26 protein-coding genes are annotated in these 25,042 nt (G+C 39.5%); 20 read left to right on the forward strand and 6 right to left on the reverse strand.

Annotation, left to right across the window (positions count from 1 at the left end):
* Positions 1 to 17: 17 nt before the first annotated feature.
* Both ACOQO1_RS11925 and ACOQO1_RS11930 read right to left on the reverse strand, forming a co-directional pair.
* Complete coding sequence (locus tag ACOQO1_RS11925; protein WP_420603104.1) at positions 18 to 3,569, reverse strand: TonB-dependent receptor; 3,552 nt, start codon at positions 3,567 to 3,569, stop codon at positions 18 to 20.
* A 129-nt stretch (positions 3,570 to 3,698) separates the two neighbouring features.
* Complete coding sequence (locus ACOQO1_RS11930; RefSeq protein WP_420603105.1) at positions 3,699 to 4,874, reverse strand: FecR family protein; 1,176 nt, start codon at positions 4,872 to 4,874, stop codon at positions 3,699 to 3,701.
* A gap of 73 nt (positions 4,875 to 4,947) precedes the next feature.
* Here ACOQO1_RS11930 and ACOQO1_RS11935 point away from each other — a divergent pair, with 73 nt between their 5' ends.
* From ACOQO1_RS11935 to ACOQO1_RS12020, 18 genes are all read left to right on the forward strand, one after another.
* Complete coding sequence (locus ACOQO1_RS11935) at positions 4,948 to 5,562, forward strand: RNA polymerase sigma factor (RefSeq protein ID WP_420603106.1); 615 nt, start codon at positions 4,948 to 4,950, stop codon at positions 5,560 to 5,562.
* Positions 5,563 to 5,740: 178 nt separating this feature from the next.
* Positions 5,741 to 7,012 (forward strand): serine--tRNA ligase, encoded by a 1,272-nt coding sequence (serS, locus tag ACOQO1_RS11940; RefSeq protein WP_420603107.1) that lies wholly within the window; start codon positions 5,741 to 5,743, stop codon positions 7,010 to 7,012.
* Positions 7,013 to 7,092: 80 nt separating this feature from the next.
* Positions 7,093 to 8,880: a tetratricopeptide repeat protein gene (locus ACOQO1_RS11945; RefSeq protein WP_420603108.1), complete on the forward strand. Its 1,788-nt coding sequence runs from the start codon at positions 7,093 to 7,095 to the stop codon at positions 8,878 to 8,880.
* 32 nt (positions 8,881 to 8,912) lie between these two features.
* The gene (locus ACOQO1_RS11950; RefSeq protein ID WP_420603109.1) at positions 8,913 to 9,230 is read left to right on the forward strand and encodes a DUF4286 family protein; all 318 of its coding nucleotides are present in this window, start codon (positions 8,913 to 8,915) and stop codon (positions 9,228 to 9,230) included.
* A gap of 4 nt (positions 9,231 to 9,234) precedes the next feature.
* Positions 9,235 to 9,543, forward strand: a complete 309-nt coding sequence (locus ACOQO1_RS11955; protein WP_420603110.1) for a gamma-glutamylcyclotransferase family protein — start codon at positions 9,235 to 9,237, stop codon at positions 9,541 to 9,543.
* A 15-nt stretch (positions 9,544 to 9,558) separates the two neighbouring features.
* Complete coding sequence (rsmA, locus tag ACOQO1_RS11960) at positions 9,559 to 10,431, forward strand: 16S rRNA (adenine(1518)-N(6)/adenine(1519)-N(6))-dimethyltransferase RsmA (RefSeq protein ID WP_420603111.1); 873 nt, start codon at positions 9,559 to 9,561, stop codon at positions 10,429 to 10,431.
* Entirely contained in the window at positions 10,418 to 11,770 is a 1,353-nt protein-coding gene (gene mgtE, locus ACOQO1_RS11965) for a magnesium transporter (RefSeq protein ID WP_420603112.1), read from the forward strand. Before rsmA ends, mgtE begins: the two co-directional genes overlap by 14 nt.
* Positions 11,771 to 11,781: 11 nt before the next feature.
* Positions 11,782 to 12,147 (forward strand): cupin domain-containing protein, encoded by a 366-nt coding sequence (locus ACOQO1_RS11970; protein WP_420603113.1) that lies wholly within the window; start codon positions 11,782 to 11,784, stop codon positions 12,145 to 12,147.
* 20 nt (positions 12,148 to 12,167) lie between these two features.
* Entirely contained in the window at positions 12,168 to 13,100 is a 933-nt protein-coding gene (locus tag ACOQO1_RS11975) for a 2-hydroxyacid dehydrogenase (protein WP_420603114.1), read from the forward strand.
* Between the two features lie 9 nt (positions 13,101 to 13,109).
* On the forward strand, positions 13,110 to 13,526 hold the full coding sequence (locus tag ACOQO1_RS11980) for a response regulator transcription factor (RefSeq protein ID WP_420603115.1): 417 nt from the start codon (positions 13,110 to 13,112) through the stop codon (positions 13,524 to 13,526).
* 77 nt (positions 13,527 to 13,603) lie between these two features.
* Positions 13,604 to 14,110, forward strand: coding sequence for a DUF4199 domain-containing protein (locus ACOQO1_RS11985; RefSeq protein WP_420603116.1), 507 nt, complete (start codon positions 13,604 to 13,606; stop codon positions 14,108 to 14,110).
* A gap of 8 nt (positions 14,111 to 14,118) precedes the next feature.
* Positions 14,119 to 14,583: a DUF1801 domain-containing protein gene (locus ACOQO1_RS11990; protein WP_420603117.1), complete on the forward strand. Its 465-nt coding sequence runs from the start codon at positions 14,119 to 14,121 to the stop codon at positions 14,581 to 14,583.
* Positions 14,580 to 14,966 (forward strand): VOC family protein, encoded by a 387-nt coding sequence (locus tag ACOQO1_RS11995; RefSeq protein ID WP_420603118.1) that lies wholly within the window; start codon positions 14,580 to 14,582, stop codon positions 14,964 to 14,966. Before ACOQO1_RS11990 ends, ACOQO1_RS11995 begins: the two co-directional genes overlap by 4 nt.
* A gap of 51 nt (positions 14,967 to 15,017) precedes the next feature.
* The gene (locus tag ACOQO1_RS12000) at positions 15,018 to 15,398 is read left to right on the forward strand and encodes a TM2 domain-containing protein (protein ID WP_420603119.1); all 381 of its coding nucleotides are present in this window, start codon (positions 15,018 to 15,020) and stop codon (positions 15,396 to 15,398) included.
* 92 nt (positions 15,399 to 15,490) lie between these two features.
* A complete protein-coding gene (locus tag ACOQO1_RS12005) occupies positions 15,491 to 15,814 on the forward strand; it encodes an ArsR/SmtB family transcription factor (RefSeq protein WP_420603120.1) in 324 nt (107 codons plus the stop codon).
* A gap of 2 nt (positions 15,815 to 15,816) precedes the next feature.
* Entirely contained in the window at positions 15,817 to 16,311 is a 495-nt protein-coding gene (locus tag ACOQO1_RS12010; protein ID WP_420603121.1) for a DUF6428 family protein, read from the forward strand.
* A 24-nt stretch (positions 16,312 to 16,335) separates the two neighbouring features.
* Positions 16,336 to 16,812, forward strand: coding sequence for a GNAT family N-acetyltransferase (locus ACOQO1_RS12015; RefSeq protein ID WP_420603122.1), 477 nt, complete (start codon positions 16,336 to 16,338; stop codon positions 16,810 to 16,812).
* 16 nt (positions 16,813 to 16,828) lie between these two features.
* Positions 16,829 to 17,251, forward strand: a complete 423-nt coding sequence (locus ACOQO1_RS12020; protein ID WP_420603123.1) for an arsenate reductase ArsC — start codon at positions 16,829 to 16,831, stop codon at positions 17,249 to 17,251.
* A gap of 12 nt (positions 17,252 to 17,263) precedes the next feature.
* Here the strand turns inward: ACOQO1_RS12020 and ACOQO1_RS12025 are convergent, their stop codons facing one another.
* The 3 genes from ACOQO1_RS12025 to ACOQO1_RS12035 all read right to left on the reverse strand — a co-directional run bounded on the left by ACOQO1_RS12025 (position 17,264) and on the right by ACOQO1_RS12035 (position 20,923).
* Positions 17,264 to 19,084: a GNAT family N-acyltransferase gene (locus ACOQO1_RS12025; RefSeq protein ID WP_420603124.1), complete on the reverse strand. Its 1,821-nt coding sequence runs from the start codon at positions 19,082 to 19,084 to the stop codon at positions 17,264 to 17,266.
* Between the two features lie 76 nt (positions 19,085 to 19,160).
* Complete coding sequence (locus ACOQO1_RS12030; protein ID WP_420603125.1) at positions 19,161 to 20,411, reverse strand: aspartate kinase; 1,251 nt, start codon at positions 20,409 to 20,411, stop codon at positions 19,161 to 19,163.
* A 29-nt stretch (positions 20,412 to 20,440) separates the two neighbouring features.
* A complete protein-coding gene (locus tag ACOQO1_RS12035) occupies positions 20,441 to 20,923 on the reverse strand; it encodes a GNAT family N-acetyltransferase (protein ID WP_420603126.1) in 483 nt (160 codons plus the stop codon).
* A 112-nt stretch (positions 20,924 to 21,035) separates the two neighbouring features.
* On the opposite strand from ACOQO1_RS12035, the gene fbp reads away from it, so the two are divergent.
* Positions 21,036 to 22,037, forward strand: a complete 1,002-nt coding sequence (gene fbp / locus ACOQO1_RS12040; protein WP_420603127.1) for a class 1 fructose-bisphosphatase — start codon at positions 21,036 to 21,038, stop codon at positions 22,035 to 22,037.
* Between the two features lie 2 nt (positions 22,038 to 22,039).
* Here the strand turns inward: fbp and ACOQO1_RS12045 are convergent, their stop codons facing one another.
* The gene (locus tag ACOQO1_RS12045; RefSeq protein WP_420603128.1) at positions 22,040 to 22,462 is read right to left on the reverse strand and encodes a TerB family tellurite resistance protein; all 423 of its coding nucleotides are present in this window, start codon (positions 22,460 to 22,462) and stop codon (positions 22,040 to 22,042) included.
* A 113-nt stretch (positions 22,463 to 22,575) separates the two neighbouring features.
* Here ACOQO1_RS12045 and ACOQO1_RS12050 point away from each other — a divergent pair, with 113 nt between their 5' ends.
* Entirely contained in the window at positions 22,576 to 25,038 is a 2,463-nt protein-coding gene (locus tag ACOQO1_RS12050) for a ligase-associated DNA damage response DEXH box helicase (protein ID WP_420604330.1), read from the forward strand.
* Positions 25,039 to 25,042 lie beyond the last annotated feature (4 nt).

Genomic DNA, 25,042 nt, shown 5'->3' on the forward strand with positions numbered 1-25,042 from the left:
TTGCATCATGTACACTATTAAAATCCTAGTTGGATACCTAAATTGAATACACGTTGCAAAGGATAGTTCAAGCCTCTACCTCCCAATTCGGGATCCCACATTTTAAATTTGCTCCATGTAATCAAATTGGTCCCTGAAAGGTATATTCTAAACCTTTGTACACTATCATTGTTAAGTGCATCAGCGAGATCATAACCCAGTTCCACTTGTTTTAGTCTTAAGAAGGAACCATCACGCAACCACCATGTGCTTCTTTGCACGTTGTTTTGCACCACTTCGGTAGAAAGTCTTGGCCAAAGGGCATATACATCCCTATTCTCTTCGGACCAGTGACTATCTGCATAGGCTTGGAGAAGTCCATTTTCTGAAAGAAGTCCGTTACCGGGAGTTACGATAACCCCTGTTCCCTCATCTGCATTTTGGGACCCAACAACACTGTTTATGAACGGACCTGTTCGGACAGGGTCGATATAAAATGAGGTTTCTGCGAGTCCTTGAAAGAAACAGCTAAGATCAAAATTCTTAAACCCTCCTGATAATCCAAAGCCGTAAGTAACCTTAGGGATGGTCGGTTTTCCTATAGGAGCCACATCCGCTTCCAAAGTAATCTGGCCATCGCCATTCAAATCCTTATACTTGATGTCACCTCCACCATAATCCACTCCAGGAGTACCAAATTGTATGGGTGAGTTCAAAGCTTCTTCATCATCAACAAACAAGCGCTCCGCTATAAAACCTTGCTGAACATTTACATTGTTGCCAATATTAGTTCGCCACGGCGTTCCTGCCTCATCAAAATTTGGTTCTTCAAAGACCGTGAATTCATTATCACTGTATACAAAAGTAGCCCTACCTTGTATCCAAGCACCATTATTGAAAGAGTGGTTAATATCCAAGGAAGCATCTATACCTTTTTGAGTTACTTCCCCCACATTTGTCTGAATGGTAGTCTGTAGACCTAAGGTTGTTGGAATATCCGTCCTAGTCTGCAAAATATTGGTCCTTTTATCTTGGAAGACATCTGTTCTAAGTTGAACTGCATCATTGAAGAAATTTAACTCTACTCCTATATTGGCCTTTTCCGAGGTTTCCCAAGTAACCTCTGGGTTTGCATATCTTGAAATGGAAACTCCATTTATACTTTCGCTAAATTCTGTTCCAAAAGTATACCCTCTGCCAGGACTGTTTATGTCAACTTCAGACAAGTAGAAAAAACGATCCCTTCTTGTATTACCTATTTGATCGTTTCCAACCCACCCATAAGAAGCTCTTAACTTAAGCCTGCTTATCACATTGGATTTAAAAAACTTTTCATTGGAAACCAACCAACCGGCACCAAATGAAGGGAAAAAACCGAAACGGTTACTTTTGGAAAATCTTTCGGAACCATTATATCCAAAATTCGCTTCCAAAAAGTAACGGTTGTCATAATCGTAGTTGTATCTGCCAGCCAACGTAAGGTTCCTACTTGGAAGTGATAATTGCACCGTACTGGCATTTCCATCCAAAAACTCCCGTGCCGTAAATACCAAAAGTCCACTTACGTTGTGCTTTTCGTTAAAGGTATTATAGTAGTTAACAGCTGCCTCCATGTATATTACGGAGTTATTTACACTATTATCCAAACGCTCCAATTCCAAGGATTCATTTCCCTCTACTGTCCTTACCAATTGGTAATCCCCCGTGTTGGAATCAGCTCGTAATACCCTATAGAAGTAAGGTAGATATGACCGTCTGTTCTCAAAATAAGACGTATTGTTGAAGTTCCCCAAAAAACGAGCACTTAGGCCTTCCAAAATGGAACCAAGGTCTTGTTTAAACTCAAGTTGAACCAAGTTCAGTTGCCTTCTGTAGTCCCTGTAACCTCTTTGAAGTTCTGCATAAGGGTTGTACCACACGGCAATGTCATCGCCGAATGAGCCACCCAACCTTGGTCCAAGATCATTCCCAAAAAGAATGTGAGGTACACCTTCCAATGAAGGGTCTGGGTCAAAAACTGCCGGAAACCGAACTGGACTGGTCCGTACTGCAGCATTATAGATTTGATTTCCCCCTTGCAACGGCCCCCTATAATCATCAATTGTTGAATGCAATCTGACAATCATCTCTGTATTCTCATGCAAGTCAACATTAATGTTGGAACGCAGTAAAAAGCGATTCAATTTAATATTGTTGCTAAAGCTATTTTCCTTGTTGACCTTTAAAATCCCTTCATCATTGTTAATCGATCCTGCAACATAATATCTTACTTTATCTCCCCCTCCCCTTACATTAAGATTTACACGTCTAGAAACGGAGAAATCCTGAAAAAGTTCATCGAACCAATCTATAGCAGGATATATATTTGGATTTAGGCCCCGTTCTGTGGATGCAATTTTTTCTTCGGTAAAAGTTGGAAACCTTCCTCTTGTTCTATCCGCCTCATTTTGCAGGCGCATATGGGTAATGGGATCGGCCAAATCAACTATTTGTACAGGTGCGCTATACGAGTTTTCAACCCTAAAATTAATAACGGGTTTTCCTTTAACCCCTGTTTTTGTGGTTACAAGGATAATACCATTTGCCCCTCGGGCTCCATAGATTGCCGTAGTTGTTGGATCTTTTAATACCGAAAAGCTTTCGATGTCATCAGGTTGTAATCTAGCAAGGTCATCTGCTGTCAGTTCAACACCGTCAATAAGAATCAATGGCCCGTTCTGTCCATTAAATGAAGCCACCCCACGAACAAAGAACTGGGCATTGTCCTCACCCGGTTCACCACTTGTTTGAAAGGAAACAACACCGGACAATCTTCCCGCCAACGCGGTTGTAAGATTACTTGATGGAATTTTTAGCTCAGCAGGTTTTATGGAGGTCATTGCTCCAACAACAGCTTCCTTCTTTTGGGTACCAAAACCAACCACCACTACTTCATCCAGACCTGCAGCACTTTCCTCAAGTGTTATGGCAATCGTTGTTTGGTTGTTCACGGAAACTTCCTTAGTCGCAAAACCAATATAGGAGACAACCAATACGGCGTTACCATCGGTTACATTCAAAGTGAAATTTCCGTCAAAATCGGCCTGAGTACCATTTATGGTTCCTTTTTCCAAAACATTGGCGCCGGCCAAGGGCACCCCTTGTCCATCTGTTATTGTTCCCGTGATAGTATATTGTGGAACATTTTTGGTGTCCAGCAATTGAACCCCCATGGAAATTGGAGTTATTTTAGGAGCCTCCCTCCTCAATATTATCTGCTTATTGAAAATTTCGTAAACAATATCGGTGCCGTGAAACAATTTCTTAAGGATTTTCGATATCCTTACATTCCTTCCTTTGAAGGTCACCTTTCTATTTACATTTATCTTTTTTGTATCTATAAAAAACTTGAACTCAGTTAATGACTCAATCTCATGCAACGCGTCTTCCAAAGCTATCTGGGTAAAGTCCAGGGAAATTCTTGTGTTTTGGGAATATGTGCTTGCATTGATCTGAAAAAAAACCGCTATGAGTAGTATGGTGGTTATTTTCATTTTAAGGTCGTACTTGAAGGCAATCATGAGATGCCCAAGTATTATTGGTTTTTTCATATTTTTGTGTTGCTTTGTTTGGTTATTATTTAATCGAACATCTTTAGAATCAGGGGAGTGTTCCTAGCATTCCCCTTTTTTGTATCTGATCAAATTGATTGGTTTGGTTTTTTGTTTTTACATAGGCGGTTAGTTTTTAGATTGTATTATTACTTCATTGTTTATTATCTCATATTTAATTCCAAAATTCCTGCTAAACGTTTCCAAGACCTCTTCAATATTTTCAATATCGAAAGCAGCACTGAAAGTGTTTTCATCAAATACGCTATCTGCATTTACAATTGTCACGTTATAATGTCTTTCCAGTTTTTTACGAATCTCTTTAAAGGGCATATCCCTAAAAATGAGTTTTCCTTCCATCCAAGCCGTGTGAATATCAGTATCTACTTGTTTTGAAGTAAACTCCTTCTGTTCCTTGTTCCAAACCCCCATTTCTTCAGGCATGATATCCAAAGTTGCATCTGGACGGTAACCCTCGGATGAATCATACAATCTAACATGCCCTGAGACCAAAACAGTACTTACACTTGCATCTTCTTTGTATGAGGACACATTGAAATTAGTACCCAGCACTCTTACATTTACCTCACCCGCATGAACCGTAAACGGATGTTCTTTGTCCTCAGCAACATCAAAGAATGCTTCCCCATCTATAAAAACATCCCTGTTTTTCCCATTTAAAAATTTGATAGGGTATTTTAAAGAAGAACCCGAGTTCATATGTACCACCGTACCATCAGAAAGTCCTATTCTAAACTTTTTCCCGTAGGGAACACGGAGTTCGTTATAGACAAGTTTTTCAATATCTGTATTTTCATCATAAGCAATCTCTCCATCTTTTTGTACCGCGACAGTACGCCCATTTTCATCTATTATTTGGGAACTCCCATCTTCTTGGATCACCTTTATTTTTCCACTTTCCAACTGCAGTGTAATTGCCTTTTCCTCTATTTGTATCAACGGAGACGAATATGATTCTTCCCCAGTATTAAGCCACATTAAATAGCCTAGTCCTATCAAACCCAGAAATACGGCAGCATAACCTAAAAACGCACTACGGCCTTTACGAAAAGCATTTTTACTTTTACCATCCAATGATTTTTTGGACAAAAAATCCAAATACGCAATTTTTGGGTCTGCGTCAACATACTTGATGGACAATAAGTAATCGACCTCCACGGACTGTTTGTATTTTTCCTTGATTTTCTCATCCGAAAGGAGATTGAGAAGAACATCAAGTTCTTCTTCCGTTAAATTTCCCTCTCGAAAACGTTGTAGTAAAACTTCGAGTCTTTTGTCTGTCATATTGACCTTGATCTATAACTATGACCTATTATTTAATAATTACCCTACATTTTTTTTAAACTTTTTTTAATATTTGTTCAGAACTAATCATCTTCATTCTGAAAATTTGCCCATAGAAAAGGAAATATTGACGGTAGGGTTAAAGAGAGGCGACGAAAGGGCTTATAAAAATCTTTATGAGCTTTATTACAAGAACTTGGTGCGGTATTGCTACACCTTGACCAATGACATACCGCGCGCTGAGGATATTGTACAGAACGTGCTGATAAAAATATGGCAGAACAGAAACAAAATTGAAATCACAGTATCTTTAAAGAGCTACCTATACCGGGCAGTTTTCAATGAATTTGTAAAAGATGCCGGTAAGGTAAAGCAAAAAGAAAAACTACTTTTAGAACTAAAACAAGAAGTTCTGGATTATATGGTTGATATGGACCGTGAGATAATGGAGGAAAAAATGAAACTTCTGCAAACCGCTATTGACCAATTGCCCCAAAAACGAAAAAAAGTCTTTTTACTCAGTAAAAAAGAAGGTTATAAATATAAAGAGATAGCTGCTGAACTTGATCTTTCCGAAAAAGCGGTTGAAAAACATATTAGCCGTGCATTAAAACAAATTAAGAAAATAGTGTATTATGATTCCCCTAAAATATTTCTGTTGTTTTTGAAAAAGCACCTTTTCAATTAAAAACTCCATGATACATAGTTTCCTGTGACAAGTATCGGACAATAGAGCTGAAATCTGGTTTGTAACTTTTCTCTATTGTCTTGTTCACCATATTATATTTTTACTTTGTCAGATTCATTTAAAAGCTTGTGTGTTTTAATTATAAGATACCCTAAATTTGCAGCTCTAATTAAAACCAATGCTTCAACTACAGACCATTAGGGAGAACAAAGAAAGTATCATAGTTGCTTTAAAGAAGCGAAATATGGATGCTGAATCCATTCTATCTGCAATTCTGGATTTGGATGAGAAAAGGCGTTCCATACAAACAGAACTGGATGGCACCCTGGCAGAATCAAACAAGCTTTCCAAAGAAATTGGAATGCTTTTTAAATCGGGAAAAGCCCAAGAAGCAAATGCTTTAAAGGAACAAACCACTAATCTGAAAGAAGCTTCTAAAAAACTGGGGGAAGATCTTAACGCTACGGCTGAGGCTCTTCAAGAACAGTTGTATCAGGTACCAAACATTCCCCATGAATCTGTTCCTGCAGGAAATACAGATGAAGACAATGAGGAGATTTTCCGTGAGGGCGACATCCCATCCCTTTCAGAAGGTGCATTACCTCATTGGGAGTTGGCCAAAAAATATAACATCATAGATTTTGAACTTGGGGTTAAGATCACTGGGGCAGGATTCCCAGTTTATAAAGGAAAAGGTGCTCGTTTACAGCGTGCCTTGATTTCCTATTTTCTGGATAAAAACACCGAAGCCGGATACACCGAGGTACAACCTCCACTTATGGTAAACGAAGCTTCTGGTTATGGAACCGGACAATTACCGGATAAGGAAGGTCAAATGTACCATGTGCAGGCAGATGATCTATATCTGATTCCAACGGCAGAAGTTCCAATTACCAATTTGCATAGGGGAGATATAGTTTCTTCGGAAGATTTTCCTATAAAATATACGGGATACACGCCATGTTTTAGAAGAGAAGCTGGTAGTTACGGAGCCCATGTAAGGGGATTGAACCGCTTGCATCAGTTTGATAAGGTCGAAGTAGTTCGCATTGAACACCCCAACAACTCCTACCAAGCTTTGGACGAAATGGTAGAGCACGTTAAAACCATCCTTAAGGAATTAAAACTTCCGTACAGGATTCTGCGTCTTTGCGGTGGCGACTTGGGCTTTACTTCTGCCCTAACCTATGATTTTGAAGTATTTTCCACTGCGCAAGATAGATGGCTGGAAATAAGTTCTGTTTCCAATTTTGAAACCTTTCAAGCCAATAGATTAAAACTTCGTTTTAAGGATCAAAATGGAAAGAGTCAATTAGCGCACACTTTAAATGGAAGTGCCCTGGCATTGCCCAGAGTTCTGGCCGGAATTCTTGAGAACTATCAAACTCCTGACGGCATTAAAATTCCTGAAGTTTTGGTTCCTTACTGTGGGTTCGATATAATTAAATAAGATCCTTTGAATTCTTTTATTTGGATTCGCTTAACAGAATCCAGTGCTTTTCTACGTTATATTTGAAATAAAACTAAGTATTGCGATACCTACTGTTTCTTATTTCATACTTCGTATTTCAAACTTTCTCCTATGCTCAGGAAGATTTTCTGGCCAAGCAGTATTTCAATGACGGGGATTACGAAAAGGCCGTGGTTTTTTATGAAAAACTGGTGCAAAAGAACCCAAGGCGTACGGATTATTCCGAAGGCTTGGTAGCCTGTTACCAACAATTGGAGCGGTACATTGATGCCGAGAACTTTCTGCTGAAAAAAATTGAGGACACCTATGCATTCCCTACTTTTTTTATTGAACTGGGGTATAACTACACTCTGCAAAACCAACCTGATAAGTCCACCACTTATTATAACATGGCCCTCCAAAAAATTGAAGAAAACCCAAATTTTGGTTATAGCGTAGGGTATCGATTTCAAAAATATGCCTTATTGGATTATGCCATTGAAGCCTATACCCGGGCCATGATCCTAAAACCAGATTTGAACTACGATTTTCAATTGGCACGAATTTATGGGGAACAGGGTGATATTGAAAAAATGTACCAATCCTACCTAAACTTGATTGTTGAAGGTAGAACTTCGCGCTCCAACATTCTTAGGAATCTGGATGATTTTATTTCAGAAGAACCATCTAACACCAACAACATTTTACTACGAAAAGTACTGCTCAAAAATGCTCAAAAGAACCCTGATATTTTGTGGAACGAGTTATTGAGCTGGCTCTTCATCCAACAAAAACAATACAAAAGTGCGTTTGGGCAAGAAAAAGCCATCTACAAACGAACAGACGGGACCTCAATGGATAGGCTCAACAGTCTGGGACAAATTGCCTTGGAAGACAAAGACTACGAGTCTGCCACCTTCGTGTTCGAATTCATTGTGGAAAATAACAACGACCCTGTTGCCAAACTAAATGCCGAACTTCATCTAATAGACATTGAGCTTGTGGATGCAACAGGTAAAAAATTGGATGCTGTTGAAAAAAAATTCAATGAGCTGGTCTCTGAATACGGAAATGAGAGCAGGACCCTGCAATTGCAAATTGCCTATGCCAATTTCCTCACTTTTAAAAGGGAAAATGCCGCCCCCGCCATAGATATGCTAAAAGAAAGTCTAAAACTACCATTGGGGCGAATGGGAAAGGCCTATGTAAAATTAGCCCTAGGAGATATTTTAGTATTTGATCAAAAATTCAATCAGGCATTGATCTATTTCACCCAGGTTCAAAAAAGTCTAAAAAATGATGTATTGGGCCAGGATGCCCGCTTTAAAGTTGCACAGACCAGTTTTTACAAAGGTGATTTTGACTGGGCACTCACCCAGCTGAAGGTACTACGCGGTTCCACATCACAGTTGATTGCCAACGACGCCATGCAACTGAGCCTTTTGATTTCTGATAATTCGCTGGAAGATTCTACCCAAACTGCACTGAAAAAATATGCAAGAGCTGACCTTTTGGCTTACCAGAATAAAAACAAAGAAGCCATTGATGCGTTAGAAGATATTTTACAAAACCATAAAGGTGAAAAAATTGAAGATGAGGCCTTGTTGCGGCAAGCTCAACTTTTAGAAAATCAAAAATCACATGCTGATGCTGAATTCAACTATCAAAAGATAGTAGAATTTTATGCCGATGGTATTTTGGCCGATGATGCACATTTTGCTTTAGGCGAGCTGTATAGAACCGAATTGAATCAGCCCGAAAAGGCAAAAGCCCACTACGAAAAAATCATCTATAACTATCAGGACAGCTACTATTTTCCAAAGGCCCGCAAGCATTTTAGAAGGTTAAGGGGGGACGCAATCAACTAAATCTTCGTTACTTTGGGCAATTAAAAAATCCAATGCTCATATATAACGTTACTATAAACATAGATGAAAGTGTCCATGATCAATGGTTATCGTGGATGAAGGACAAACATGTTCCCGATATGTTGGCCACAGGAAAATTCTCCCATGCAAAAATGGCAAAAGTGCTGGTTGAGGAAGATATGGGAGGTATAACCTATTCCGTGCAGTATACAACTAAAGATCGCACAACTCTAGAATCTTACTATAAGGAAGATGCTGAGCGTCTTCGGAGTGATGCCCTAAAGCTATTCGCTGACAAATTTGTCGCCTTCAGAACCGAGCTGGAAGTCATCAGCCAACAAATACCCTAATACTTTGGAACATCTTTTTACTTACGGTACCCTTCAGGACAATCAAGTGCAACAATATATCTTTAATCGGGTTTTAGAAGGGCAATCTGATTCGCTTCCTGGTTTTAAACGTGTAGAAAATGCAGTCTATGATCGTTATTTATTGGCAGTCAAGACCAATCGACCTGAAGATAAAGTGGAAGGCAAAGTCTATAAAGTCTCTTTGGAAGAATTGAACAAGGCCGATATTTATGAAACCAATGCTTACCAGAGGGTGAAAATGATATTGACATCTGGCATTTCAGCTTGGGTTTATGTCGAAAGTTTAAATTAATCAGTAAAAAATCCCGTGGCCAAAAAAAAGAAAAGGAAGCTTGCACATGGCAAGTCATACAACCCTAAAAACGGGAATTCAAATGGTACGGTCAAGGCTAAAAAACACTTGGGCCAGCACTTTTTGAAGGATGAGTCCATCGCCCAAAAAATTGCGGAGACCCTTTCTCTTAATGGCTACACCAATGTTATAGAAATTGGTCCTGGAATGGGCGTGCTCACCAAATATCTTTTGCAAAGGGATTTGGATTTGGTCGCCATGGATCTTGATGAAGAATCAATTGTTTATTTGAACCATAGCTTTCCTTTGGAACATCCTGCAATTTTGGAAAGGAACAATAGACTAAATGTTATTGAGGCAGATTTTCTAAAGTTTGACTTAAAACAGTTGTATGGAGATGAACAATTTGCCATAACTGGAAATTTCCCTTACAACATCTCTAGCCAGATTGTTTTTAGAATGTTGGAAATGCGACATCAAATTCCAGAGTTTTCCGGGATGTTCCAAAAAGAAGTGGCTCAACGTATCTGCGAAAAACCAGGAAGTAAAACCTATGGAATTCTGTCTGTACTGGTGCAAGCTTTCTACCATGCCGAGTACTTGTTTACCGTTCCACCGGACGTATTTGACCCACCGCCCAAGGTACATTCTGGGGTTTTACGTTTGACTCGAAAAGAAAATATACAATTACCTTGTGACGAGCATTTGTTCTTCAAAGTGGTAAAACTTGCCTTCAACCAAAGACGCAAGACCATCCGTAACAGTCTTAAAACATTCAACCTGTCCCAAAATCTAAAAGAAGATACTATCTTTGACCGGCGCCCAGAACAGCTAAGTGTAGCTGATTTTGTGGAGCTAACACAGAAGATAGCCAATGACCCCGTTTAAACTCACAGACGAGCTAATTGCCAACATCAAACTGTTGATCACCGAAAACAAGAATGGTGACCTTCGGTCCATGATGAAGGAATTCCATTATGCGGATATTGCAGAAATTGCAGACGAACTTACCGTTGACGAGGCTACCTATCTCATTAAACTCCTTGACAGCGAGAAAACCTCTGATATTCTTGCTGAAATGGATGAAGATATCCGGGAGGCGGTATTGAACAACCTTTCGGTAAAAGAGATTGCAGGGGAGCTGGAAGAGTTGGATACCGATGACGCTGCGGATATAGTTAGTGAACTCCCCAAAGAGATTGTCCAAGAGGTCATTTCTGAAATTGAAGATAAAGAACATGCCAAGGATATTGTCGACCTTTTGCGTTATGACGAAGATTCTGCAGGTGGTCTTATGGCGAAGGAATTGGTAAAGGTGAAGGAAAATTGGAACGTACTCACCTGCGTTAAGGAAATGCGTGCACAGGCCGAAAATGTCACTCGGGTACATTCCATTTATGTAGTGGACGACGAGGAAAAACTTAAGGGCCGACTATCATTAAAAGATTTGCTGACCACATCAACAAAAACGCATATCAAAGATGTGTATATACCCAAGGTTGACTCCGTAGATGTCAATGAAAAGGCGGAGGAAGTTGCCAAGATCATGTCCAAATACGACTTGGAGGCCATTCCTGTGGTAGACGAAATTGGGAGATTGGTAGGTAGAATCACCATTGATGATATTGTAGATGTTATAAAAGAAGAGGCCGATAAAGATTACCAATTGGCAGCAGGTATCTCACAAGATGTTGAAGCTGATGATAGCATTTGGGAATTGACCCGTGCACGTTTGCCTTGGTTAATTTTGGGATTGTTTGGCGGTTTGGGTGCCGCGGCTATCATGGGTGGTTTTGAGGAAATGATCGCCCAGCATGCCATTCTATTTTTCTTTACCCCACTGATTGCGGCCATGGCCGGTAATGTCGGCGTGCAATCCAGTGCAATCATTGTACAGGGGCTTGCCAATGACGACTTAAAAGGCAGTATCAGTAATCGGCTCATCAAAGAAATGCTGCTTTCTTTGCTCAATGGACTTATTTTAGCAGCTTTACTCCTGATATTTACATGGATTTGGAAAGGTGATTTTTTAACAGCTCTGGCCATCTCCATTTCATTGGTAGTGGTCATCATTGTAGCTGGAATCATCGGCACTTTTATTCCATTATTTTTAGATAGAAGGGGTATTGACCCTGCCATCGCCACAGGTCCGTTTATCACCACCAGTAACGATATTTTTGGAATCCTAATCTACTTTTGGATCGCTAAAATTATTTTGGGCATTTAATTTCTTTATCTATGAAATCCATCAACATAAAACAAAAGCATGCCGAGTTTAACAAACAATGGCACCCCCATCAAATTGCTATAGTAGATGACATGCAAGTACTTTTGGCGAAGCTGCAAGGCGAATTTGTTTGGCATGCCCATGAGCATGAGGATGAACTCTTCCAAGTAATAAAAGGAACACTTTATATGCAGTTTAGGGATAGAACGGAAATAGTCAATGAAGGTGAAATCATTGTGGTACCCAAAGGGGTTGAACATAATCCCATGACCAAAAATGGTGAAGAAGTACAGGTGCTGCTCTTTGAAAAACTTTCCACTGCGCATACCGGGGCCGTTCAGCATGAAAAGACTCAAACCGACTATCCAAAAATTTAAGGAGTTGTATATTTAGCCTCATGAAAGTTCTCCATCTTGACACCAACCACCCCTTACTCCTAGAGCAGTTTTCCCAATTGGGTTTTGAAAATGATGAGGATTATGAATCTTCCAAGGAAGAAGTAGAAAATAAGATTCATTTATACGATGGGGTAATTATTCGCAGTCGGTTTACTTTGGACCAACAATTTTTGGACAAAGCCACCAATCTTAAATTTATTGGAAGGGTTGGGGCTGGATTGGAAAACATTGATACGGACCATGCAAAGCGTAAGGACATTTTTTTGGCCTCTGCTCCCGAAGGTAATAGAAATGCCGTTGGTGAACATGCGCTAGGCATGTTGTTGTCCCTAATGAACAAAATGGGCAAAGCCAACAGGGAGATCAAAAAAGGAAAATGGGATCGTGAGGGCAATCGTGGTGTGGAACTGGATGGAAAAACCGTCGGTATCATTGGCTACGGAAATATGGGAAAAGCCTTTGCCAAAAAGCTCCGAGGTTTTGATCTTGAAGTTATTTGCTATGATATCGTAGGTGGTGTAGGTGATGAAAATGCCCGACAAGTTGGAATCATGGAGTTCCAACAAAAATCTGATGTGGTAAGCTTACATGTACCTCAGACTGAACTGACCGTGGGAATGGTCAACTCAGAATTTATTGACAAATTCCACAACCCCTTTTGGCTTTTGAACACCGCCCGAGGAAAATGTGTGGTTACCAAGGACCTTGTAAAAGCACTTAAATCACAAAAAATATTAGGGGCAGGATTAGATGTGTTGGAATATGAAAAGAAGTCGTTTGAGAACATGTTCGCCAAAAAACACAAAGCCTTTAAATATCTACGAAAAGCCAAAAATGTACTGCTGACCCCTCATGTGGCCGGTTGGACAGTGGAGAGTAAAGAAAAGCTGGCCCAAACCATTGTAGACAAAATCCAAGGTAGATTTTGCTAAATTTAGTGGGTGAAAAAAACCATTTTTGTTTTTTCAGCACTCATTGTAGCATTGTTGGCGCTTTTCCAATTGAGTAAATATTCCTATGTCTCAGGAGATATTTCCATTGAAGTGGCTATTGCCATTGTAGCAGTAATCTTTTTCATAATAGGGATTTACATCAATAAAAAATCATTGCGTGAAAAGTCTGCTCCCTCCCAATCCATTGATTCAAAAAAGATTGAAGAGTTAGGTATAAGCAAAAGGGAATATGAAGTATTGGTGCATATTTCCGAAGGCTTGTCCAACAAAGAGATTGCAGATAAGCTTTTTGTCTCTGAAAGTACCATAAAAACACATGTATCCAGTCTTCTTTTAAAGCTGGATGCCAAGCGCAGAACCCAAGCCATCCAAAAAGCAAAAGATTTTCAAATTCTGGCACTTTAGTTCTTTTTGGTACTTTAGTATGACCACCCAACTTCCCTCGCTGGGTATTTTTGCTTCAACCATCAAAACAAATACACATGAAAAAAACAGTAATTCGATTTGGACTTTACGGAGCGGTCACCATCTGGGTTTTATTTCTGATAAGCTTATTCCTATTGGACAATTTATCTTTCGCAACCCAAGAAATCATAGGGTATGTCTCCATGGTTCTTTCCTTGGGGTTTGTCTATTTTGGAATCAAGCACTTTAGAGATAATGAAAACGCAGGAAAGTTAAGTCTTAAAAAAGCGTTGACCATAGGTGTTCTTATAAGCCTTATCACCGCTTTGGCATTTGGAGTACTGGACACTATTTATTCACAGATATTGAATCCTGATTTCATGGCAGATTATTACGATACAATTGTTGAAGGCCTAAGAAATACATTGCCACCAGATGAATTTGAAAAAAGACTGGCAGAACTAAATGCCGAAAAGGAAATGTTTTCAAATCCTATAGTTTCATTTGCATTTATGGCCATGACCGTATTTGTAATCGGTTTTATAATTTCCCTAATTTCAGCTTTGATTCTACAACGTAAATAATTTCTGTTATGACCATAGATGCCAAAACTCCGGATGAATACATCAGCAAACTTCCTGAAGACCGCAAAAAGGCCGTTTCCAAATTGCGCAAAACAGTTCAGGAAAATCTACCAGATGGATTTGAAGAATGTATCAGTTATAAAATGATCGGTTATGTAGTGCCGCACTCGCTTTATCCTGATGGATATCATTGTGACCCGAAGTTGCCACTTCCCTTTATCAACATTGCCTCTCAAAAAAACTTTGTGGCCTTGTATCACTCCGGTATTTATGCCGATAAAAGTCTGCTGGATTGGTTTGTGGATGAATATCCAAAGCATGTGAAAACCAAATTGGATATGGGCAAAAGCTGTGTCCGGTTCAAAAAAATAGAGAACATTCCTTATGATCTTATTGCCGAGTTATGTCAAAAAATGACACCGGATTCGTGGATAGCACTTTATGAGAAAAATGTAAAAAATCGAAAAAAATGAAAAACAGGGTAACAGGATTGGGTGGTTTCTTTTTTAAAACCAAAGACCCGGATACCATTAAAAAGTGGTATAAAGAGCATCTGGGTATTCCTACCGATCAGTATGGGTGGAGCTTTTGGTGGAAAGATAAGGATGGTAACGATTGTATGACGCAATGGAGCCCATTTAAGGATGATACTACCTACTTTCAACCCAGTGAGAAACAGTTCATGATGAACTTTAGAGTTGAGAATTTAGTTGAACTTTTGGCAACTTTAAAAGAAGAAGGTGTTACTGTTGTGGGAGAGATAGAGGAATATGATTATGGTAAATTTGGATGGATCATAGATCCTGAGGGCAATAAATTAGAGCTTTGGGAGCCTGTTGATAAAGCTTTTCAATAGGTATTGATTTATTTGCTACATTTAAAACAAGTTTAACCAACAAATAATACCATGTCCGAAGAAGAAAAAGATTTAGGAGATAAAGCAAAAGAAGCAGCAGGTGACTTTGCTGATGAAGCAAAAAAAACCGCCAATGAATTTGCCGAAGGCATAAAAGATGCCGGGGGTGACAACAAAAAAATCCTTGCGGGAATTTTAGCAATTCTACTGGGGTCCTTTGGTGTTCACAAATTTATCCTTGGTTATAACAAGGAAGGTTTCATCTTGTTGGGCTTTTCAATAATAGCATACATTTTGGTTTGCTTTGTTATTGGCGCCTTTTTAGCTTGGATTCCAGGTATTATCGGATTGATTGAAGGTATCATTTATCTCACCAAATCTGATGAGGAATTTTACAACACCTACCAGGTAGGAAAGAAACCTTGGTTTTAGGAAAATAGCCAGAGTAATATTCTCTGGCTTTTTATTTATTACCATTATCGTAATATTGCAATATTAAATTTTATTTCTATATTTGTCCTCAAATGGGAGTTACCAAGACACATATATTCACTTCAAGGCAAAACGAATTGGCCCAAGTAGCCAAAGTTTTGGCCCACCCGGCCCGTATTGCCATTCTAGAACATATAAGCAAGCAACAGGGATGTATTTGCAATGACTTGGTAGATGTCATCGGCTTGGCCCAGCCCACAATCTCCCAACATTTGAACGAAATCAAAAAAATTGGCCTTTTAAAGGGAACTTTTGAGGGCAAAAATCTTTGTTACTGCATAAACGAGGAGCGATGGGAAGAATTACAACAATCTTTCCAACTGTTCTTTTCCAATATTAATTATAATTGCTGTTAATCATGAATACATCAGAATTTCTATCACTATTAAAACAACATCAGGATAAAAGTCTACTTTTTGAATATACCAAGGGTAAACTTGTTGGTGCCAATTACCACATTACGGAAGTAAAAAACATCACCATTGAGTCCGTGGATTGTGGTGCTGGAACGGATTTTTGGAAAGAGACCATTGTACAATTATGGGAAAGTCCAAAAGAAATCGGAAAAACAGAATATATGTCGGCTTACAAGGCTTTGGCAATCTTAAACAAAGTTGACCGAATGAAATCCATGACCAAAGAGGCCGAAGTTAAATTTGAATATAGTAATGCCGAATTCCACACAGCGCAACTTTTTGTAGACGACTATGCTCTAGACTCAAATACATTGACCTTTAAGTTATCAGTCCAAAAAACAGATTGCAAGGCCAAAGAAACCTGTGGAGTTTCAGAAAAATCAGAAAAAACGGTTGCCGAAGAAGCTTGTTGTGCTCCTGAAAGTGGTTGCTGTTAATTGTCTGGTATGCTAATCCGAGAAATGAAAGCATCGGATTGGGGCCAAGTGTCCCAAATTTATGCCGAAGGCATTGCCACGGGCTTTGCAACCTTTGAGCAAGAAATTCCCACTTACGAAAATTGGAATCAAGCCCATTTAACCCAGTGCAGATTGGTAGCGGAAGAATCCAACAACATTCTTGGATGGGCGGCTTTATCCCCTGTTTCCAGTAGATGTGTTTATGGAGGTATTGGAGAGGTCAGTGTATATATTGGAGCTGAAAACCAAGGCAAAGGAATTGGCAAACTACTTTTAGAACGATTAATCATTGAAAGTGAAGATGCCGGGTTGTGGACCATTCAATCCGGTATTTTTCCTGAGAACAAAGCCAGCATCCATCTTCATGAAAAAGTAGGTTTTCGCTATATTGGCAAACGTGAACGCGTTGGCAAATTGCATGGTCAATGGAAAGATAACCTGCTTTTTGAACGAAGAAGCAACAAAGTTGGAATAGATTAAACATCAAAAAACAAAAATGAAAAACGTACTGGTACTTTGTACAGGAAATTCATGCCGAAGCCAAATGGCCCATGGATACTTGAACTATTTTCAAGATTCTTTGGCAAATATTTATAGTGCAGGAATAGAAACCCATGGGCTCAATCCCGGAGCTGTATCAATCATGAAGGAAGATGGCATAGATATTTCTTCACATACCTCAAACCACGTGGACGAATATGAAGGAATTGAATGGGATTATATTATTACCGTCTGCGATCATGCCAAAGAAAATTGTCCTTTTATCCCTTCAAAAAATGCGGAACGAATTCACCATAACTTTTTTGACCCGTCAAAAGTTACAGGTACGGAAGAAGTAAAACATACTGCCTTTTTAAAGGCAAGAAACGAAATCAAGGAATTTTGCCATGATTTTGTGAAAGAAGAGCTGGTAAACTAACCTCAACCAAGCTTAATCAATGGCGGCATGGGTGTTTCCTTCCGCCATTTTTCTTTCCAGTTCGGCTTGGAATTCCTCCATAACCGGTTTGACGGTGCTCTCGGGAAGATCTGCAATTTTTATATACATCAATCCATCAACAGAGTTGTTAAAAAGTGGATCTACATTGAATGCGACCACTTTTGCATTTTGTTTGATGTATTTTTTAATCAGTACAGGTAACCTTAAGCTTCCGGGTTCCACTTCATTGATCAGTTTGTCAAACTTGTTCAGATCAGCCTGAGTCTCATCAAAAACAAATTCTTTATCCGCATCCTTTAGTTGAACCTTAAATTCTTTTTTGGGCCTAACATATTGCGCTACGTAGGGATCCCAATAGTTGGATTTCATGAATTCAATCATCAAGGACTTTGAAAAATTGGAGAATTGGTTGCTTATGCTGACCCCGCCAATTAAATATTTATGCTCAGGATGCCTTAATGTTGTATGCACAATACCCTTCCAAAGCAAAAACAGTGGCATAGGCTTTTGTTGGTATTCCTTAACAATATATGCCCTTCCCATTTCAATGGATTTTTCCATCATGCCATATAGTTCGGGTTCAAACCGAAACAAATCTTGAAGGTAAAATCCATCAATCCCATATTTTTTGAATATTTGAGACCCCAATCCCATTCGGTAAGCACCAACAATACATTGATCCTCATTATCCCATAGAAACAGATGATGGTAATAGGCATCAAATTCATCTAAATCAATAGAGTTATTGGTTCCTTCACCCACTTCACGGAAGGTTATCTCGCGCTGTCGTCCAATTTCATTTAGAATAAATGGCATATCGGATTGCTGGGCCAAATACACTTCATAATTTTTGCTCTGCAGCATTCTGCAATCCTTCTCCCGAAGTTTATCAATCTCACCCTGCAGTACTTTTTTGCTCACTGCGGAAGCTATCTTTTTTGGTGGTTTGGGAATCTTTAATGTGGTGGGCATTTTATCAAGTATACTCTCTTTTTCAAATGCATTAGCCAACAAATAGGTCTTTTTACGAAGTAATTCTGTAAAAGATTCCAAAGTCGGTTCCTCTTGTTGAGCTTTTACAGATATCGGTTGACCTATCCGTACTTTAATAGGCCTACTACTTTGTGATGTAAGCTCAGAAGGTAGTTTGGCCGTTCTAAAAACATCATTGATTTTGGACAGCCTATAGAAAAGTCGACTATTGCGCGCATGAAAGTATATTGGCACTACGGGTACTTCTGCTTTTCTAATCAACTTAAGAGCGGCTTCCTCCCATGGTTTATCCACCACAAGCTTTCCATCTCTGTAGGTAGATACTTCACCAGCCGGAAATATCCCCAATGGATGTCCTTCCTTTAAATGTAAAAGCGCATTTTTGAACCCCATAATACTGCTCTTGGCATCCTTATGATTTTCAAAAGGATTCACTGGCATGATAAATGGCTTTAGTGGCTCTATCCTGTGCAACAGGAAGTTTGCTATAATTTTAAAGTCGCTACGTTCTTGTAGCATGAGTTTCAAAAGCAAAACGCCATCAATACCCCCCAACGGATGATTGCTTATGGTAATATATGGGCCAGATTTTGGCAACCGTTTTAAATCCTCTTCCGGGATTTCAAAATCAATTTCGTAATGTTCCAAAATGGCATCCAGAAAATCGGTGCCAGGAAGCGCCTTGTTTTTATTGTAAAACCTGTTGATGGTTGTAATTTTGGTGGCTACCATTAAAAGCCATCCAACAAAGGTGCCTAAAAAGCCATACCTGTCCAGATTAATGACCTTTGCTACCTCTTTCGCAGAAACCAACCCCATATAACATAAATTAGGTAGGCATAAAGATAGAAAATTAGAGTTATTGGATTTTTAGGTTTGAACGGTTAGGGTAAATTTATTTTACCACCAACTGAACCGTCTCTTTTCCACGCTGTTCCACCAAGACGGACCTGCCGTTTTGCAAGGATTTTACTGCATTATCATCAAAGTGACGGATGGTATAAAGCGAAACTTCTTCATGACAGACCACCTTGAATCTTTTTTTCAATTCGTTCAACATGGGCTTTAGGCCATTGAATTTATTATCCAAACAAACCGAAAAACTAATGGCCGAGTTTTGAATGAGGTCCACTTTCATCCGATGGTCATGGAACAGTTTAAAAATGTCACTAATGTTGTTCTCTACAATAAAAGAAAAATCAAGTGATGACAGTTTTAGCAGCACCTGGTCCCTTTTAACTATGAAGCAGGGTACTTCTGGGGAAATCCCCACCCCTTTGCATACCATGGTCCCTTTTCCTTTTGGGTTTACAAAAGACTTAACATGCAGAGGTATTTCTTTTCGTTGTAACGGTTGAAGTGTTTTGGGATGAATTACCGAAGCTCCGTAAAATGCAAGTTCAATCGCCTCTCGATACGAAATCTTATCGAGCAGCTGGGTTTCTTCAAAATTTCTTGGATCAGCATTCAACACTCCCGGCACATCCTTCCAAATGGTCACAGAATCGGAATTGAGGCAATAGGCAAGAATTGCCGCCGTATAGTCCGACCCTTCCCTTCCCAATGTAGTGGTGAAGTTATTATCATCGCTCCCTAAAAATCCTTGGGTTATGTTCAGTTTGGACATATCTACCTTGGTCGAAATTTCATTTTGCGTACGCTCCCAATTTACAGCCGCATCCCTATAGTTATTGTCCGTTTTAATCAAATTTCTAACATCTTGCCACGCATTTGGAATTCCAACCTTGTTTAAATATTCACTGACAATGGTCGTGGAAACCAATTCGCCATAACCCACTACCTGATCATAGACAAAAGCATATTTAGGTGATTTGTTCCAGGTCAGAAAACCCTTCACCTCCTCAAAAAGCAATTTCACCCTGGCATGTACAGGATGGTTTTTATTATCGAATAAATCGGCTAGAATATTTTCATGGTATTCCACGACCTCCTGTATTGAGGCCGTGAGTTTAGACTTATCATCAAAATAAGCTGCCACTACCTTTTCCATAGCGTTGGTAGTTTTGCCCATTGCAGAAATCACCACAAATGTATTATCGTGCCCAACCTCTTGCAATACCTTGACCACATTCCTAACTGCTTCCGCATCTTTGACCGATGCTCCTCCAAACTTAAAAACCCTCATAAGTTTCTTTTCTGTATTTAACCCAACGGCTAATTTAAATTTTCAATATAATTTTTGATTCCTTTTTCGTCAAGCTGGACAACGTCCCAATCACGTCTGACCAATGCTCCTTTTTTTTCATAAAACGCAATGGCCGGTTCGTTCCAATCCAAAACTTCCCATGAAATTCTTCGTACCCCGAGAGAATGGCCATATTTCACAACCTCATTCAAAAGTGCCGTACCCAGACCGCTTCCTCTCATTTTTTCGGACACAATCAAGTCTTCCAAATGAAGTACAGGACCCTTCCAAGTAGAATATCGATGATAGATCAGTGCAATTCCCACTATGCTTCCTTCTTTCTCTGCTGCAAAACAATGAAACCGTTTACTTTCGCCAAAACCATCCTTCACCAAATCTTCCTCAGTTACTTCGACCGCGTTGGGATCTTTCTCAAATTCTGCCAATTCGTTGATAAGAGCCAAAACCTGCCCCATATCTTCTTTGCGTGCATCCCTAATTGAAAAACTCATATTGTTATAAATAAAACTCAAAGTTATAAATATCTATAATTATGTTAAAACGAAAACGTTATAGTATCACAAAATACCCGATATTTGTCGCCAAATAAAACAGCCTGCATTCATGTTTAGCAAGAACAAGACCCTTGGTGAATTTATCATAGAAAATCAGACCGAGTTCCAATACTCCACTGGAGAACTCTCAAAATTGATCAATGCCATTAGACTGGCAGCTAAAGTAGTCAATCACGAAGTCAACAAAGCCGGTTTGGTAGATATTTTGGGTACCGCTGGGGACACCAATATTCAAGGTGAAAATCAACAAAAACTAGACGTTCTTGCCAACGAAAAGTTCATTCAAACCTTAAAGAACAGGGAGATTGTCTGCGGAATTGCCTCGGAGGAAGAGGATGATTATATCAGCATAAACAGTCAAGATGAAAACCACCAAAATAAATATGTCGTGTTGATAGACCCCTTGGATGGATCTTCCAATATTGATGTGAACGTTTCCGTTGGAACCATTTTCTCTATTTATAGAAGAATTACTCCGGTTGGAACCCCGGTTACCCTTGAGGATTTTCTTCAGCCTGGAAAAAATCAGGTAGCTGCAGGATATATTATTTATGGAACTTCTACTATGTTGGTCTATACCACTGGACATGGGGTGAACGGTTTCACCCTGAATCCGGCTATTGGAACATTCTACCTGTCGCACCCAAACATGCAATTTCCAGAAACGGGGAAAATTTACTCTGTAAACGAAGGGAACTACATCCATTTTCCGCAAGGAGTGAAAGATTACATCAAATATTGCCAAAAAGAAGAGGGTGACAGACCGTACACCTCAAGGTATATAGGATCTTTGGTCTCCGATTTTCACCGTAATATGATCAAAGGTGGAATTTATATGTATCCCAAAAGTAGCAAGGCACAAAAAGGGAAACTTCGTTTATTGTATGAATGTAACCCTATGGCATTTTTGGCTGAACAAGCCGATGGAAAGGCCAGTGACGGCCATCAGCGCATCATGGAAATTCAACCCACAGAATTACATGAGCGCGTACCTTTTTTCTGTGGCAGTAAAAAAATGGTAGAAAAGGCCGAGGAGTTTATGCAGTCCTAGACCTACTTTTTAAGTAGATACTGATAATCTTCAAAGGCTATTTTACCACAAAAGATATCAAAAGATTTTTTGATGATTTCCACTGCATCTTCATGGGAGTAACCCAATCCGATAGCATACTTTTCAATCATTTTTTCTTGATCCTCATCAATATTTCTGTCTGCAAATGCCATTCTAAAAAAATCGAACAAACGCATTAAACGCTTTTCTCCACTATGTGGGGTTTCAATCGGATATTTGTTCTCTTTTTTCATTACCTCTTTGTATTCCGCATCGGTAATGTTCAATTTAAAGGCAAACTTGTCAAGGATAGCCTTTTCTTCTTCAGTAATAATACCGTCTGCAGCGGCTAAAGTGGCCAAAGTGGCAAAATGAGCCAAGTTTTTACGCTGTTCTCCGTGCTCGTATAAATCTAAAATGGGCATGTGCAAAAATTTGTTCGGCAAATATAATTCTTAAAGTAGAAAGGATTGTAAAATAATGCCCAAAAGAAATTTGTAATTTTCATTTTGCTATCTAACCTTTCAAAATCGTTCCACTGCAACAATCCGAACTTTTCCATATTGCCGAAAATTGGTTCCATCAACAAGAATGGAAACCCTTCCCATTTCAAAAAGAAACCTGGAAAGCTTTTTTAAATGGAAAACATGGTTTGCTCAACGCTCCAACTGGAAGTGGTAAGACCTATGCCCTATGGTTTCCTATTGTTCTGAATTACATTAAAAATAATCCCGATTACAAAACCAAACACAAAAAAGGACTTAAAGCTATTTGGATAACTCCGTTACGGGCGCTTTCCCAAGAAATCAAACAATCCGCAGAACGGATAACCCAAGATTTGGAAACCCAAATGACCGTTGGAATTCGAACGGGAGATACCTCAACATCTGAAAGGGCCAAGCAAAAAAGGAGTATGCCCGATTTGTTGATCACAACACCCGAAAGCCTTCAACTTTTGCTTTCATCCAAAGGTTACGATAAGGTTTTTAAAGATTGCTCAGCCATTGTAGTTGACGAATGGCACGAACTTTTAGGCTCTAAAAGAGGGGTGCAGATGGAATTGGGGCTTTCTCGATTAAAAACTATCTGCAAAGGCTTGCGCATTTGGGGTATTTCAGCCACCATTGGAAACTTAGAGCAAGCCCGCGAAGTGTTGCTGGGGCCTACTTCGGCACAACTTGAAAATTCGACCCTGGTCAAAGCCAATCTCAACAAAAAGATTACCGTAAAAAGTATTATTCCCGAACAGATGGAAACCTTTCCTTGGCGCGGACATTTGGGTTTGCGCCTATTGGAAGAAGTTGTTCCTATTATAAATAATAGTAAAACCACTTTGTTGTTCACCAATACCTGGGGACAATGTGAAATCTGGTTTCAAAAAATCCTGGAAAAACATCCGGAGTACGCTGGGGAAATTGCCATGCACCATGGCAGTATCAATAAGGATACTCGTCTTTGGGTAGAACAGGCCATTAGAAATGAAAGTCTGAAAGCGGTTGTCTGCACTTCTAGTTTAGATTTGGGTGTGGATTTTGCCCCCGTGGAAACCGTGGTGCAAATTGGAGGCCCCAAAGGTGTTGCGCGTTTTTTGCAGCGCGCAGGACGAAGCGGACACAGACCAGGCAAAGAGAGTATTATCTACTTTTTACCAACGCATGCCATGGAGCTTATTGAAGCTTCGGCAATGCAAAAAGCAGTATTGAACGCTGCTGTTGAAGATAGAATTCCATATTTAAACAGTTATGATGTATTGATTCAATACTTGACCACGCTTGCTGTTTCAGATGGGTTTTATCCAGAAGAAATATACCTAGAGATTAAAAATACATTCTGCTACCAAACCCTTACGGAAGCAACTTGGCAATGGCTATTGAATTTTTTGGTGATGGGCAGTCAAAGTCTCAAAACTTATGACGAATACAAAAAAGTGGAAGTGGAGTCTGACGGAAAATTCAAAGTAAACAATTTGGCCATTGCCAGAAGGCACCGCTTTCAGATTGGGACCATCGTGGGTGATGCCAGTCTATCGGTTCGTTACCAAAAAGGTGGGTATATCGGTACGATTGAGGAGTCTTTTATTTCAAAATTATCTCCTGGTGATGTTTTCACTTTTGCCGGGCGGAATCTGGAATTTATCCGCATTAAAGGTATGACCGCACAGGTTAAGAATTCATCCAAGCGCAGCAACAAAATACCATCTTGGATGGGCGGTCGTCTTAGTTTTTCTGCAAAAATGTCGGAACTCCTACGCCAAGAATTATACTCCGCAGAACTGGAACCCAAAGCCCAATCTCCGGAAATCAAGTCATTAGCCCCCTTGTTTGCCAAACAGCGCGAAGAGAGCATTGTACCTCAACCTAATCAATTTTTGATTGAAACTTTTAAAACCAACGATGGTTATCATCATATTTTTTACCCCTTTGAAGGTCGGGCCATTCATGAGGGCATGAGTAGCTTGCTTGCTTACCGTATAAGTCTACTTTCGCCCATTACCTGTTCCCTTGCCTTCAATGATTATGGGTTTGAATTGCTTTCAGATAAGGAGATTGATATTCAAGCGGTTTTGGACAATAACTTGTTCACTTCGGAATATATGCTGAGTGACCTTCAAAAAAGTTTGAATTCCAACGAAATGGCCCGACGTAAGTTCAGGGATATTGCCGTCATATCTGGAATGGTTTTTACAGGATATCCTGAGAAAGGCGTCAAAATGAAACACTTGCAAAGCAGCTCCCAACTCCTTTTTGATGTGTTCAAGGATTTTGAGGATGACAATTTGCTCTATCAACAAGCCTTTACCGAAACTTTTGAACATCAATTGGAAGAGGGTCGACTTCGTTTAGCTCTGGAACGCATTGCCCAACAAGAAATTATCTGGAAAAAATGCCAAAATCCTACTCCCTTTTCCTTCCCAATTATCACTGACAGGTTACGAGAAAAACTGTCCAACGAAAAACTGGCAGACCGTATTAAACGGATGACCAAAATATTGACAAAATGAAAAA

Origin of the sequence: Flagellimonas sp. (assembly GCF_965222555.1) — a bacterium.
Classification (GTDB): domain Bacteria; phylum Bacteroidota; class Bacteroidia; order Flavobacteriales; family Flavobacteriaceae; genus Flagellimonas.

What these genes read in the sequence shown, in the direction of transcription:
- ACOQO1_RS11925 (WP_420603104.1), bottom strand. Translation starts at nt 3,569, where the DNA reads ATGAAAAAACCAATAATACTTGGGCATCTCATGATTGCCTTCAAGTAC.
- ACOQO1_RS11930 (WP_420603105.1), bottom strand. Translation starts at nt 4,874, where the DNA reads ATGACAGACAAAAGACTCGAAGTTTTACTACAACGTTTTCGAGAGGGA.
- serS (WP_420603107.1), top strand. Translation starts at nt 5,741, where the DNA reads ATGCTTCAACTACAGACCATTAGGGAGAACAAAGAAAGTATCATAGTT.
- ACOQO1_RS11950 (WP_420603109.1), top strand. Translation starts at nt 8,913, where the DNA reads ATGCTCATATATAACGTTACTATAAACATAGATGAAAGTGTCCATGAT.
- mgtE (WP_420603112.1), top strand. Translation starts at nt 10,418, where the DNA reads ATGACCCCGTTTAAACTCACAGACGAGCTAATTGCCAACATCAAACTG.
- ACOQO1_RS11970 (WP_420603113.1), top strand. Translation starts at nt 11,782, where the DNA reads ATGAAATCCATCAACATAAAACAAAAGCATGCCGAGTTTAACAAACAA.
- ACOQO1_RS11975 (WP_420603114.1), top strand. Translation starts at nt 12,168, where the DNA reads ATGAAAGTTCTCCATCTTGACACCAACCACCCCTTACTCCTAGAGCAG.
- ACOQO1_RS11985 (WP_420603116.1), top strand. Translation starts at nt 13,604, where the DNA reads ATGAAAAAAACAGTAATTCGATTTGGACTTTACGGAGCGGTCACCATC.
- ACOQO1_RS11990 (WP_420603117.1), top strand. Translation starts at nt 14,119, where the DNA reads ATGACCATAGATGCCAAAACTCCGGATGAATACATCAGCAAACTTCCT.
- ACOQO1_RS11995 (WP_420603118.1), top strand. Translation starts at nt 14,580, where the DNA reads ATGAAAAACAGGGTAACAGGATTGGGTGGTTTCTTTTTTAAAACCAAA.
- ACOQO1_RS12000 (WP_420603119.1), top strand. Translation starts at nt 15,018, where the DNA reads ATGTCCGAAGAAGAAAAAGATTTAGGAGATAAAGCAAAAGAAGCAGCA.
- ACOQO1_RS12005 (WP_420603120.1), top strand. Translation starts at nt 15,491, where the DNA reads ATGGGAGTTACCAAGACACATATATTCACTTCAAGGCAAAACGAATTG.
- ACOQO1_RS12010 (WP_420603121.1), top strand. Translation starts at nt 15,817, where the DNA reads ATGAATACATCAGAATTTCTATCACTATTAAAACAACATCAGGATAAA.
- ACOQO1_RS12015 (WP_420603122.1), top strand. Translation starts at nt 16,336, where the DNA reads ATGAAAGCATCGGATTGGGGCCAAGTGTCCCAAATTTATGCCGAAGGC.
- ACOQO1_RS12020 (WP_420603123.1), top strand. Translation starts at nt 16,829, where the DNA reads ATGAAAAACGTACTGGTACTTTGTACAGGAAATTCATGCCGAAGCCAA.
- ACOQO1_RS12025 (WP_420603124.1), bottom strand. Translation starts at nt 19,084, where the DNA reads ATGGGGTTGGTTTCTGCGAAAGAGGTAGCAAAGGTCATTAATCTGGAC.
- ACOQO1_RS12030 (WP_420603125.1), bottom strand. Translation starts at nt 20,411, where the DNA reads ATGAGGGTTTTTAAGTTTGGAGGAGCATCGGTCAAAGATGCGGAAGCA.
- ACOQO1_RS12035 (WP_420603126.1), bottom strand. Translation starts at nt 20,923, where the DNA reads ATGAGTTTTTCAATTAGGGATGCACGCAAAGAAGATATGGGGCAGGTT.
- fbp (WP_420603127.1), top strand. Translation starts at nt 21,036, where the DNA reads ATGTTTAGCAAGAACAAGACCCTTGGTGAATTTATCATAGAAAATCAG.
- ACOQO1_RS12045 (WP_420603128.1), bottom strand. Translation starts at nt 22,462, where the DNA reads ATGCCCATTTTAGATTTATACGAGCACGGAGAACAGCGTAAAAACTTG.